This is a genomic window from Winogradskyella flava (assembly GCF_014243395.1).
In the GTDB taxonomy this organism is placed as follows: Bacteria; Bacteroidota; Bacteroidia; order Flavobacteriales; family Flavobacteriaceae; genus Winogradskyella; species Winogradskyella flava.
On the sequence record NZ_JACLCP010000001.1, the window covers coordinates 1224668 to 1237104 of the forward strand.

The 12437-nt window shown below is 34.1% G+C and carries 11 protein-coding genes; 6 read left to right on the top strand and 5 right to left on the bottom strand.

The window, feature by feature from the left end:
• Nucleotides 1–82 precede the first annotated feature (82 nt).
• The 3 genes from H7F21_RS05425 to H7F21_RS05435 all read left to right on the top strand — a co-directional run bounded on the left by H7F21_RS05425 (nt 83) and on the right by H7F21_RS05435 (nt 1008).
• The gene (locus H7F21_RS05425; protein WP_185788193.1) at nt 83–331 is read left to right on the top strand and encodes a hypothetical protein; all 249 of its coding nucleotides are present in this window, start codon (nt 83–85) and stop codon (nt 329–331) included.
• 129 nt (nt 332–460) lie between these two features.
• Complete coding sequence (locus H7F21_RS05430; RefSeq protein ID WP_185788194.1) at nt 461–709, top strand: hypothetical protein; 249 nt, start codon at nt 461–463, stop codon at nt 707–709.
• A gap of 38 nt (nt 710–747) precedes the next feature.
• Complete coding sequence (locus H7F21_RS05435; RefSeq protein ID WP_185788195.1) at nt 748–1008, top strand: hypothetical protein; 261 nt, start codon at nt 748–750, stop codon at nt 1006–1008.
• Nucleotides 1009–1073: 65 nt separating this feature from the next.
• Here H7F21_RS05435 and H7F21_RS05440 read toward each other — a convergent pair whose 3' ends face one another.
• Complete coding sequence (locus H7F21_RS05440) at nt 1074–2258, bottom strand: pyridoxal phosphate-dependent aminotransferase (RefSeq protein WP_185788196.1); 1185 nt, start codon at nt 2256–2258, stop codon at nt 1074–1076.
• Between the two features lie 19 nt (nt 2259–2277).
• On the bottom strand, nt 2278–3378 hold the full coding sequence (locus H7F21_RS05445; protein WP_185788197.1) for a fatty acid desaturase family protein: 1101 nt from the start codon (nt 3376–3378) through the stop codon (nt 2278–2280).
• 146 nt (nt 3379–3524) lie between these two features.
• Between H7F21_RS05445 and rsmG the strand changes: the two genes are divergently transcribed.
• The 3 genes from rsmG (at nt 3525) to H7F21_RS05460 (ending at nt 7786) form a co-directional block, all read left to right on the top strand.
• Nucleotides 3525–4154, top strand: a complete 630-nt coding sequence (rsmG, locus tag H7F21_RS05450) for a 16S rRNA (guanine(527)-N(7))-methyltransferase RsmG (RefSeq protein ID WP_185788567.1) — start codon at nt 3525–3527, stop codon at nt 4152–4154.
• 137 nt (nt 4155–4291) lie between these two features.
• The gene (locus H7F21_RS05455) at nt 4292–5173 is read left to right on the top strand and encodes a hypothetical protein (RefSeq protein ID WP_185788198.1); all 882 of its coding nucleotides are present in this window, start codon (nt 4292–4294) and stop codon (nt 5171–5173) included.
• A gap of 36 nt (nt 5174–5209) precedes the next feature.
• A complete protein-coding gene (locus tag H7F21_RS05460; RefSeq protein WP_185788199.1) occupies nt 5210–7786 on the top strand; it encodes a toxin-antitoxin system YwqK family antitoxin in 2577 nt (858 codons plus the stop codon).
• 65 nt (nt 7787–7851) lie between these two features.
• Here the strand turns inward: H7F21_RS05460 and H7F21_RS05465 are convergent, their stop codons facing one another.
• The 3 genes from H7F21_RS05465 to H7F21_RS05475 all read right to left on the bottom strand — a co-directional run bounded on the left by H7F21_RS05465 (nt 7852) and on the right by H7F21_RS05475 (nt 12411).
• Nucleotides 7852–8586 carry a T9SS type A sorting domain-containing protein gene (locus H7F21_RS05465; RefSeq protein WP_185788200.1) on the bottom strand — a complete coding sequence of 245 codons (735 nt, stop codon included), beginning with the start codon at nt 8584–8586 and terminating at the stop codon, nt 7852–7854.
• 133 nt (nt 8587–8719) lie between these two features.
• Nucleotides 8720–10645 (bottom strand): T9SS-dependent choice-of-anchor J family protein, encoded by a 1926-nt coding sequence (locus H7F21_RS05470; RefSeq protein ID WP_185788201.1) that lies wholly within the window; start codon nt 10643–10645, stop codon nt 8720–8722.
• A gap of 116 nt (nt 10646–10761) precedes the next feature.
• Complete coding sequence (locus H7F21_RS05475) at nt 10762–12411, bottom strand: DUF6029 family protein (RefSeq protein ID WP_185788202.1); 1650 nt, start codon at nt 12409–12411, stop codon at nt 10762–10764.
• Between the last annotated feature and the right edge of the window lie 26 nt (nt 12412–12437).

Below are 12437 nucleotides of genomic sequence, written 5' to 3' on the forward strand. Positions count from 1 at the left end.
TCTTGCTATAGTTGCAACAGCACTTGTAACATTTTTGATTCTGGTACGTCTTATTAGCGTAACCAATTAAAAAATATCAATCATGGAATTAGTATTAAATCAAAAATTAGAATCTGTACCAGAACCCGTTGCGGTGTCTCATTACACTACCAATGGATTATTAAATTCTAATTACAAATCAATTGTGAAGCAAAACTTTAGTGAGTCCACTACAAAATCTGTATTTGGAATTAGACAACGTATCAAATCTTCACAATTAAGAATGGTCAATCACACTTCGGTAATTTTAAAATTATCTGTATTCGCCATTGCCTTAGTAGCAATGTTCTAAAAGAACTTATTAAATTTTTTTGAACTTATAACTGGCACTTTTTCAGTGTCTTTTATCTATAAATAGCACATTCAATACGAGCTGTCATTATAGACTGTTGTCTTTACTTAACTTTTAAATATAGAAATTATGCCTTCAGATTCAATGAATGTTATCAACTTTAATAGGAATCAACTTCCTCAAAGAGACAAGTTTGCTAATAGACTTGGTGGATATAATTCCAGTAAAAAAACAGAGTATAATCTTCCTAAAGCAACAACGAAGCAACTCAAAGAAATTGCTAGACGATTAAAAGAAGAGCAAAAGATTAGAATGATTAAAGTTGTTGCACTAACAGTAATTCTGTTTTTAGGATTAGTTTATGCTATTCTTTATTAACCTTGAGGTATATACTATCGTATTAAAAAGATGTCCTTATGCCACTTGGAGAGTCAATGATTAGTACTGTAAAGAGTAACAAGAATATAATGCTCGATAAATCTAAAAGGTTTAGAAAAACATTAGGTGGTTATAATAAAAACAGAACAACAGAGTATAATTTACCAAATGCGACTCCAGAGCAATTACTTGAAATAAGAAAAGGACTCAAAAAAGAAAACAAGATTATGTGGCTTAAGGTTGTAGGTATATCCACTGTAATAATAATCGCTTTGGTTTGGATGCTATTTGCATCATAAAAAAAGCTCTAACATAAACCTTATGTTAGAGCTTTTCTTTTAAAGGGCAATTCTATTAATGGACATTAACTTAATGCCGTTCTAATCCGTTTAATGGCTTCCTTGATATTGTCTTGCGAAGCTGCATAAGAAATACGAATGCAGTCTGGATTACCAAAGGCTTCTCCTGTAACTGTGGCTACTAAAGCTTCTTCTAATAAGAATAGGGACATATCCGTGGCATTATTAATCTTTTTACCTTTAAGTGTTTTACCAAAATAAGCCGATACATTTGGAAATACATAAAAAGCACCTTCCGGCTCATTAGTCTTAAAACCATCAATAGCTTCCAACAGTCCAAGTATAAGTTTACGACGTACTTTAAACTCATCGACCATATACTGAATCCTTGAGGATTCAGCCCCCAAGGCCGAAATCACGGCACGTTGTGCTATACAATTGGCACCACTAGTCACCTGGCCTTGCATTTTATTACATGCTCTGGCAATCCAATCAGGAGCGCCAATATAACCAATACGCCAACCCGTCATAGCAAAGGCTTTAGACACGCCATTGACGGTAATGGTTCTATCAAACATATCATCAAATTGTGCCATACTGTGATGACCACCAATAAAATTAATGTGTTCATAGATTTCATCAGAAACGACATATATATTAGGATGCTTTTGTAAGACATCTGCAATGGCTCTAAGCTCATCCTTACTGTAAACAGATCCACTTGGGTTACATGGTGAGCTGTACCAAATCATTTTGGTGTTTGGCGTGATGGCAGCTTCCAATTGTGCTGCAGTCATTTTAAAATCATCGGAAATATCAGTCTTTACTTCAACAGGTACTCCTCCGTTAAGTTTTACAATGTCACTATAGCTGACCCAATACGGACATGGCAGAATAACTTCATCACCATCATTTAACATTACAGATGCAATATTAAACAACGCTTGCTTTGCTCCGGTCGACACTACGATCTGAGCTCTATTATAGTTAAGATGGTTGTCTCGCTTAAACTTATTAATTATAGCGTCTTTTAATTCTACATAGCCATCCACAGGTGTATAGCTGTTATAGTTTTGATGTACAGCTTCAATAGCTGCTTCTTTTACAAAATCTGGTGTGTTAAAGTCAGGTTCGCCCAAACTTAATCCAATAATGTCTTTTCCCTCTGCTCTAAGCTCTCTAGCCTTTGCAGCCATAGCAAGAGTTGCTGAAGTCGATAGATTGTTAATTCTATCAGAAAGTTGGTTCATAAAGTAAGTAATAATAGAATTATGCTTGCATTGCAGGTCGCGTACCCATTTCTTTCAAAAATCTAAAATGTGCGGCTATTGCTTTTCTTGTGGTTTCGTATTCTTTATAAGGTAAATTAAATTCTTTGGCTGTATCCTTTACGATCTTTGCAATTTTGCCATAGTGTATATGGCTAATATGAGGAAAGATATGATGCTCTACCTGATGATTTAAACCACCAGTATACCAATTGACTAGCCAATTCTTCGCGCCAAAATTTACTGTAGTTTTTAATTGGTGTATAGCCCAAGTGTTTTTCATTGTTCCATCCTCTGCAGGTAAATGCATTTCCGCTTCGTCCATAACATGGGCTAGTTGAAACACAACACTTAGTATAAGACCAGCAACATAATGCATAATGAAGAAGCCAATAAGTACTTCATACCAAGCTAAATCAGTCAAAAGTATAGGTAATACAATCCACATGGATACATACAATATTTTGGTAAGCACTAATTTGCTCCAATTGACGATTGGATTTGGTAATTTACCATATGATAATCTCCGCTTCATGTAGCGCTTCATTTGTTGAAAATCTGTAGTAATTGCCCAGTTGATAGTCAACAAGCCATATAATAATACCGAATAGTAATGTTGGAACCTGTGATGCTTCCTCCATTCAGAATGTTTTGAAAAACGTAGAATTCTACCTGCTTCTAAATCTTCATCATGGCCATGGATGTTTGTATAGGTATGATGAAGAACATTATGCTGTACTTTCCAGTTATACACGTTACCTGCCAAGATATAGATGCTACTTCCCATCAAACGGTTTATCCATTCTTTGTTTGAAAAAGAACCGTGATTGCCATCATGCATTACGTTCATACCAACTCCTGCCATACCAATACCCATAACCATGGTCAGTAATAATTGTGCCCAAGTAGGAATATCTAAGGTTAGTAGTAAAAAATAAGGTGTTAAAAATATAGCAAACATAACTATGGTCTTAAGCCAAAGTTGCCAGTTACCTGTGCGCTTGATATTATTTTCCTTAAAGTAATTGTTGACACGTTTATTTAGGGTTCTAAAAAATTTTGCTGAATCGGCTCTTGAAAAAGAAAGCGTTTGTTGTGACATATTGTTATTAATAATTTTATGTTATAACGTCAAGGGTTTAAATACATTATAATTTCCAAAGATAATTAATAATTAAAATGGAGCCTTGTGAAAAGATGTTAATTTATCCATATTAAAAAAATGTATTTTTGAAGAAATTAAAATCAATGGATTTAATTCTAAAGTATTTTCCAGATTTATCTGAAGATCAGATTACACAATTCAAAGCTTTAGAGCACTTATATAAAGACTGGAATACAAAGATCAATGTCGTCTCACGTAAAGATATTGACGAGCTATATTTAAGGCATGTGCTTCATTCTTTGGGTATTGCAAAAGTCATAAAGTTTGCTGATAATTCTTCTATACTGGATGTGGGTACAGGTGGCGGATTTCCTGGTATACCTTTGGCCATTTTATTTCCTAAATGTCAATTCCACTTAGTTGATAGCATAAACAAAAAACTTAAAGTTATAAATGCTGTTGCTGAAGCTCTTGGTTTGACCAACGTTAGAACAACACATAGTAGAGTAGAAGCAATTAATGAGACGTACGATTTCATTGTAAGTAGAGCTGTTACGGCGATGCCTGAATTTACAAAATGGGTGAGAGGTAAAATTGCCAAAAAACAACAGAATGAGCTTAAAAACGGTATCCTTTATCTTAAAGGTGGGGATTTGACTGACGAATTAAAGCAATATGCAACGGTCAAGGCTTACTTATTATCAGATTATTTTGATGAAGATTTTTTTGAAACAAAGAAAGTCATCTATCTGCCGTTGAAGCATAGGGTTTAGTTCAAAAAGTATGATTCAGTGATGCTAAAAACCCTGAAAACAGGGTAATTAGATGTTTATTATAGTTGGAAATTTACACCAATAAATAATTTGGTTTAATAACCATTAAAAAATAGTTAAACAGAAACAAGCTTAAAATGAAAAATAGAACAGTAGTATTTGGTTTATTATTAATAGGTGTTTTAATAGCAAGTTGCAGTTTCAACAAATCTGCAAGTGTTGATTTTATGACTGGTATATCCACTAAAGGCGATGGTCTTTCCGTAGATGACATTTATCTTTCTGATGATAAAAAGAGATTAGAGACTACAGAATTTGAATATGGGAAAAAGTTCTATTTAAACTTTAATGACATCATAGGATTTAAAAAAGAAAACGGAGCGGTATTTCCAGGTATGGAATTTATAGTCTTAACTAAGGAAAACGACACTGTGATGTATAACAAGGATTTATACTCAGGACAAACTGGTAGTGGATTTAAGCTTTCACCTATAGCTTTAAATAGTAATCTAATCGTTGCAAATCCTATAAAATCCAATGAAGAGTATTCTCTAATTTGTAAAATCTGGGATAAAAAAGGAGAAGGCACATTCAAAACAGAAATGGATTTTAATGTTATTCCTAACCCAAAAATAACCATTGAAAATAATGGATTGAGCGCTAATGAAGTTTACCTATCTAGTATCACTAATAATAGAGTAATTACCAATGAAATTATCACATTTGATGAAAAAGTTCAGATTGTAGTTGAAGGGTTAAATGGATTTACAGAAAAAAATGGACAAACAGAATTAGATCTTTCCATGAAATTAGTAGATGCTAATGGCAATGTTTTATCAGAAAACACAAATCTCTTAGGTGATTCATCTATCAATGTCAATATGGTGCGCCAGGCTGTATCCTCTTATTTTACGCTGACAAAAGGACGACTGAAGAACCCTGTGACCTGTCATGTAGAAATCACAGATAAAATAAGTGGCTCTAAAATGTCCATCAATACTGAACTAACTGTAGAATAAATACTTTAAACCCAAATTAAAAACAAGTATAATTTTATGAATTCAAAATATAAAATGCTTAGACAAAGTGCCCTAATGGTATTTTTTGTGGTACTTGGATTATCATCTTTCACTCTAGAGGCCCAAGAGGATACCATTTATTATAATGCGCAATGGAAAGAAACAACTAAAGATAGTGCAGTTTTTTACAGACCATTAATTAAGAAAGAGGGTGATTTATATCGTATTGAGGATTATTATATATCTGGCCAATTGCAAATGAGCGGATTATCTGAGACCAAGAAGAGAAATTACTTTAAAGGTGAGGTGACATGGTATAATGAAGACGGCACAGTCTCCCAAAAAGCCAATTATGAGGACGGTAAGCTTAATGGCGAGTATATTTCCTTTTTAAATGGAAAGAAATTGACTGGCGTTTATAAAAACAATAGACTTGTCAGTGGATCTATAAACTCTAAAAACTACAGCACATATTATTATGCTACCATAAATAATGACACCATTAAAGAGGTGTACCATGAGAATAATTTAGAGGGTGTGAGATACGAGAACTATCGCGTTGTGGATGGCGCAACATTTCTCTCGAAATATTATGATGAAAAAGGTTATCTAATAGGTGAAAGAGAGACCACCAATAATAGTTATTTTAAAGGTTTAGAAGTGTTTTACTATTATCAACCAATGCGTGTAAGACAGGTTAATTACTATCCTAAAGAACGTCTGTTAGGCACAACCTACTATTATCCGAATGGTGCAATTAGAACAAGATTTGAGCAGTCTCCAGAATATAAAAAATCTTTTTATGATTCTAGTGGTAAGCTACTGGGAAGTGCAACTTATAGATTGGATAGGGATTATTTAAAACCTGTTAACGGAACGGAATACGTTTTTAAATATGCTTATAAAGATGAGGATCAAGGTAAAATAACCTCTAAGAGAATTTATAAAAATGAGCAATTGCTCGAAGATGCTGTTTTTTACAAAAATGGAAGTATAAAAAGTATAACAAAGTACAAAGGAAGAGATAAGGACCTTCAGATAAGTTATAATGAATATGGCGAAGAAATAGCCAGAATGAAATACGAAGGTTATTATCCTTTTGAGGGTACAGAAATATTAAGGGATAGGGAGACAATTTATGAAAATGGAGAACTGGTAAGTGAGACTAATTACTACCCTGACACAAAAATTATTTTCAGTAAAAAGAATCCAAGTGAGGAAACCTATTACGATAGAGAAGGTAGTCTTCTTGGTACATTAGAAGTGTTATATGAAAATAAGTATGCAAAGCCTATTAATGGCCAACGCTATTATGTTGGCTATAAAACGGATATTTCCAGTATTGAAACGTATAAAGACGGCCAGATCGTTGAGCGCACAACATTTAGGGAAAGAGGCAATAAAAAAGAAGATGTGAAAATCTATAAGCGCGTAGAAAAATATGATGATAATGGCTATAATAGAATTAGTGAAATTACATTTTACAGTAATGGAGCAAAACAGTCTGAAATTACTTTAAAAGGGGGTTATGATAAGATTAAAGGCAAGTTCTACAACGACAAGAATGAACTAATAGGATCCTATGATTATTTAAAGAAAGACGGAGAATTATATGAGTTTTTTGATGATTCGGATGTGATTCGATTGTATAAAAAAGAGAGCAACGGCAAGCTCTTAAATTTAAAACGTTATAATTATGGGCCTAATTATCGATATGATGATATCGATGCTGTGTTAGAAGAAGAAATTGATGTTACTTGTTGCTCGAAAGTTTATACTGCTGATGGAAAGTTATTTGCAGAGGCTACTTATAAGGATGGTGAACCATGGGAAGGTCAAATTTATGATGAGACCAATAAAAGTATTTACGCTTTTGATTCTGGTCAACGCAATGGTCCTTATATAAAATACGATTACAATTTAAAGACGGTTTTGGAAGAGGGTAAGTATGTTGATGATAAAAAAGAAGGTAGTTTTAACTATTATAACTATGCTGGAGATTTGGAAAAGACAGAGAATTTTGAGAATGATCAATTACATGGAGAAAGTCTCTTTTTTAATAAAAAGGGAGAAAAGTTGTCTAGTTTAATTTATCAAAACGGTCTGCCTTATGATGGTATTAAAGTAATTAAGGTAGGGTATAATAAACAACCAACACAGGAAATTTACGCGCAAGGTCAATTGGTTCAAAAAATAACTTTTGATGATAATGGAAAGCGCATCACAGATTATAAAGATGGTACCATGACCAAAACTGTAGCCTATTACAAAGGAACTGACAAAAAGCGTTTGAGTTATACGGTAGAAAACTATTATATAAATGGAGAGGTCATTCGTTTTGATAAGAATGGTATAGTAGCACACAAGGCGACTTTTGTGAATAATAAATTAGAATCCGGTACTGTCTTTCTTAAGCCTTTTGATACCTACGATAATCGGGTCTCCCATGCTATAGTATCGTATGTTGAAAATAAATTGTCCGTAGCATATATTGGAAAAGATGACAACATTATATTTTCGGCAGAAGAAATTATAGAGCCTGGAGATTACACTAAATATCTTTCAAAGATGAATATTTATTTAGACAATATGTCACCAGATTCTCTTTATTAAAACACAAAAAGAGCCTGAAGATATAATCGATTCAGGCTCTTTTGATTTTGATAATCTATAAGTGCTTACTCTACAATAATCTTTTTAATTAAGGTTTTACCAGCCTCATTTCTAAAGCGAATAATATAAAGTTGAGGTGACAAATCTGAAACATTAATTTGAGACTCACCTGATGTAACGTCTACGCGTTTGACCTCTTTTCCTAGGACATTATAAAATTCTGCAGTCATATCTTGGTTAGAGGAAACATTTAATTCATTTTTAACTTGAGTTGGATAAACATTCACTGATGTTAATTCGACATCATCAACACTTAGGTTTGGATTGAAACTATAAATTACGTTTAATGGAGTTCCAATTTCTCTATCTTCAGAATCAAATGCTTGAAATCTTAAAGTCCAGCTCATTGCTGTTGTAGTGCTAATAGGGTTTTGATTCCAAAAATAATTTCCAATTCCGGTTGAAGCTCCAGGAGCAATAGCTGCCGCTGTATTAGGATAACCGCTACCTAAAGTTACACTGAATAAACAAACACCGGAAAAACATAATTGAACATTAGATCCGTCGGAGTTTACCATATTATCTACGAAGATTCTCATATACAGTGTTTCTGTGGTAGAAGTATTGGTAACTTTAAATTTCCAATTACAATCATCATCGTAACCACAACCTGTTTCTGAAAAGGATACAGTTTGGCCATCAGTAATGATACTGTCATCATTATAATTTTTGAGATCAAATTGTGCATGGGATGCAAAAGTGAATAATGATAGCGTAAAAAAGAGTAATATTTTATTCATAGATTTTCGTTTTTTATGTTAATATACATTGAATCCAATCTAACACCGATAAAGATAAGTTTTTTATGCTTAATAAATCAAGGGAAGTAAAATCGAAACTAAACTTCCCTTTCTTATTTTATGCCTTTTGAAATTATTTATTTACAATGAATTTAGTGCTATAAGATCCATTATTATCATTGATATTCATAATGTAATGACCTGCATTCAATTGAGATACTGGTAACTCTAAATTTTGATTACCAAATAGACCTTCATACGATTTCTGAATAACTGTTCTGCCTAACATATCGTTTACTGTAATCTCGTAATCTCCATTACTTGCGTCGAAAGCAACGTTAATAAAGTCCTGTGCAGGGTTTGGATAAATCCTTATAGAATCGATTCCGGCAAATTCATTGGTACTTAATGCTTGTGTCACAGAACTTTGAGAAGCACTTGCAATGCTACCATCTGTTTGATCAATCAAAACAACTACAATATGCATATTATCTTGGTTACTCGTGGCAGGTATGGTATAATTAAAGTCATAAGAAATACTATTATTAACACTAATAGTAGTCGGCACTGATCCAACTTGACCGTTAAAGCCACCTAAAAGGGCTATGCCTACATGATCATAGACCATCTGAGAGGCAGGTACGGGATTTGGCAGGTTTTCATAACCTCCCATAGGTCCATTACCACCTCCAGCATAATTATTAGCTTGAGCCCAACCTGGAGTAGTTCCAGATAGGCCATCTTCAGTAATAATTACGCCTAATCTAAAGTTGGCATTTGAAAGATTGGTGTAAAAGTTTGCATTAGCAGAAATAGTTAAATCATTACCAGCTATAGATGCACTAGTGGTTAAATCTACAGGTACAATTTCATTTATTTGCTGGTTATAGGCACCTTGTAATGTAGATTGTCCAGGGTCAACATCACCTATCTTTCGATCTATTACACTACTTGGATACCCACTGATATATTGACCAATTCCACTATCGTATTCTGGTAAGGTCATTGGATCTGCACTAGCTGCATTTGGATTGGTATTATGCACAGCAACTGGAATTACTGTATTTGGGTAAGTGGTAGCCATATATTCTAAACCTACAGCACCTCGTGGACACCAAGGGCACCAAGTACCCGTAGCTTCTTCAATAAGAACCGTTTTTGTTCCGGATTGCGTAATAGTATTGAATAAAGCAGATAGAGAATTATTTGCTGCATGGTCATCTGCACCTCCATTTACATTTTCAATAGTCGCAACTATAGACTTTTCTTCTATAGTACTGTAATTAACTTGAGTGCTGTGATTTAAAGTTTGTGTTTGCCCAGGAGCAATATTAACGTTGAAATTTTCAGAATAACTATTAGTACCATCGTTCCAAGCTATATCTATTGATGTGATAGTAGTTAAGCCGTCATTTTTCACGTCCACAGAAAGTGGGTTGTCAACTGATGTAAGAGAATATCTGTTTAATGAAGTAGCCTCTAATTCTGCATCTAAGTTAAATGGTGATCTTACTTCAATATCATCAATCCACCATTCATCACCATCATCATTAAGGTGTACAAAAGCAATATAAATCATCATACCATCATAGGCAGATAAATCTACAGTTCTAAGTTCAAATGAACCCGTACCGCCAACGGTAGATTCATTATAGCTGGCAACAGAAGTAAAGTCTGTTTGAGTAGTTTGAGAAGCGGTAGAGACTCTAACCTCATAATTAGAACCATAATTAGTAGTAAATCTTTGTGAAGAATAGAAAGATAATTGTGTGTTGCTAGAACTTGTTAAGTCTATTTGACTGGTTACTAACCAATCTTCTGCAATACCACCAGTAACATCTTCATACGAATTTCTTGCAGAAAAATTCCCAGTATTTTGTACTTGACTTTCTTGAATCCAATTTTGTACAGTACCTAATCCATTAGTGCCGATGTAGCTAGTCCATCCTGCTGGAGGGAAAGTGGCACCTTCAAAACCTTCGTTAAGTATTGTTTGCCCTGTAGTGATTTGTGTACAGGCAAAACATAATGTTAGCAATAGAGTAATTTTTTTAATCATGCTTTAGTTGAATTAGTTAATAAAATCTTAAAATTGAGCAGGAAGATAAATAAATGGATAAATAAAAACGGTATTTGCTTTCAAATACCGTTTAAATACAATTTTTTCGGACGAACTTAAAAAGCCACCGTAAGGTTGGCACTCAAGCCTGTATTTTCGGGTACGAATCGGCATACACCTCCAATACAAATCAATCCGCCTCGTTGCCTTCCGTAATTAATACCAAGTCTCGTGTTACCTTTACTGTAACTCCCACCAATACTGTAGTAATGAATTTCATCTAAACCTTCATAATTCCAGTTATCTGCAATATAAACACCAAAACTCGTAGAGAAGTTATATTCTAATACACCTGCCACCCAATTTTTTCTATCATCCTCACTCCAAAGATGTTGTGCAACGAAGCGTACAGCTTTTCCACTTCCTAATCGCTTTGTAGCTTCTATAACAGCAATATTGGCATTTATGGTGGAGTTACCTAAAGGACCACCTTCAACAACACCTTTGTCTATTATTACGTTTTGGTATGTAAATACAGAGCTCCAATCCTTGGATAGTTTTTTCTTTACTTCGAGATTAAAGTCTCTAAATAATTGGCGTCCTTGACCAATAAACTTGGCCTTATACCATCTGTTCTCAATGTTATATTCAGCATCTAATCCTCCCCAATATGAAAAATTTGCAGATAATTTAGTCCCATATTTACCACCAAAACCAGTACCTTTTTTAAAGGTATAGAAGAAATCTACTTGCCCGCCAACTTCACCTGCACGCTGATCGAATGATTCGATAATCAATCTTGGTTGTGGATTGTAAACATAGATGTTTGTTAGCAAATAGTCTTGTTGTTTGGTGAGTCCAGGAACATAATTAATAACTTGCTGATTAAAAATATTTCCTTCCGCCAAACGATCGGAGAAAAAACTAAAATTTTCTAATCTCCTAAAAGTGGCGTTAACACCAATACCCTTTTTTGCATAACCTGCATTAACTTGAAGTGCAGTACCATCATATAATTTGTTCGAAGAGACCTGCCCTTCGTTTGCAATCACATCGGGATCTTTAACAATCGCCTCAGCACCTGCGTAAAAATCTCCAATTATAAAGTCAAGACGACCTCCATAAGCACCAACATTAGTTGGTATAGCTTCCACACCGTTGGTGTCTTGATTTCGGCCAACATAACTTAACCCCATTTGTATATCCACTTTCTCTATCTTCATGGCATTACTAAGGTTTATATCGGCGTCTAGACCTTGAATCGTGCCTTCAGATTCTTCAAAACCATAACGTTGTTTACCAAAAACGGCTTTTAATCCAATATCCTTAGTTAGATTGACTTTAACGTTTAAACCTTTTAGAGCATTATTTAGACCTAATTGGCGATCTTCCCAAGAGCGAAGAATTAGTCCACTACCAAATTGTTCATAGAAATAACCTCCAGTGATATCCAGACTCTTATCTTTATAATTAACATAGTATGTTGCGATATTATTCTGGTTATCAAAAATAGGGTCATAACCTAATAAAGCAGAAGGGAGATATGATTCATATTGCAGTCCTGCTGTAAATTTGCCTTGATTATAATTAAGTAGGACATAGTTATTTGCCCTAAACTGATCTTCCGGAGCCAAGAAATTAATGCCTTCATCTGTTTGAAGCCATTGGGAATTAGATTCTAGTCCACCATAAAAATAGCCTGTCTCTTGTGCATTGCCATTGTAAGTACAGCATACTAAAGCGGCTAAAACGATTAACTTTCTCATTTATTTTGGTTAGTTATTAGTTTAGT

Coding starts and splice junctions, on each gene's coding strand:
- H7F21_RS05425 (WP_185788193.1), top strand. CDS start 83: ATGGAATTAGTATTAAATCAAAAATTAGAATCTGTACCAGAACCCGTT.
- H7F21_RS05430 (WP_185788194.1), top strand. CDS start 461: ATGCCTTCAGATTCAATGAATGTTATCAACTTTAATAGGAATCAACTT.
- H7F21_RS05435 (WP_185788195.1), top strand. CDS start 748: ATGCCACTTGGAGAGTCAATGATTAGTACTGTAAAGAGTAACAAGAAT.
- H7F21_RS05440 (WP_185788196.1), bottom strand. CDS start 2,258: ATGAACCAACTTTCTGATAGAATTAACAATCTATCGACTTCAGCAACT.
- H7F21_RS05445 (WP_185788197.1), bottom strand. CDS start 3,378: ATGTCACAACAAACGCTTTCTTTTTCAAGAGCCGATTCAGCAAAATTT.
- rsmG (WP_185788567.1), top strand. CDS start 3,525: ATGGATTTAATTCTAAAGTATTTTCCAGATTTATCTGAAGATCAGATT.
- H7F21_RS05455 (WP_185788198.1), top strand. CDS start 4,292: ATGAAAAATAGAACAGTAGTATTTGGTTTATTATTAATAGGTGTTTTA.
- H7F21_RS05460 (WP_185788199.1), top strand. CDS start 5,210: ATGAATTCAAAATATAAAATGCTTAGACAAAGTGCCCTAATGGTATTT.
- H7F21_RS05465 (WP_185788200.1), bottom strand. CDS start 8,586: ATGAATAAAATATTACTCTTTTTTACGCTATCATTATTCACTTTTGCA.
- H7F21_RS05470 (WP_185788201.1), bottom strand. CDS start 10,645: ATGATTAAAAAAATTACTCTATTGCTAACATTATGTTTTGCCTGTACA.
- H7F21_RS05475 (WP_185788202.1), bottom strand. CDS start 12,411: ATGAGAAAGTTAATCGTTTTAGCCGCTTTAGTATGCTGTACTTACAAT.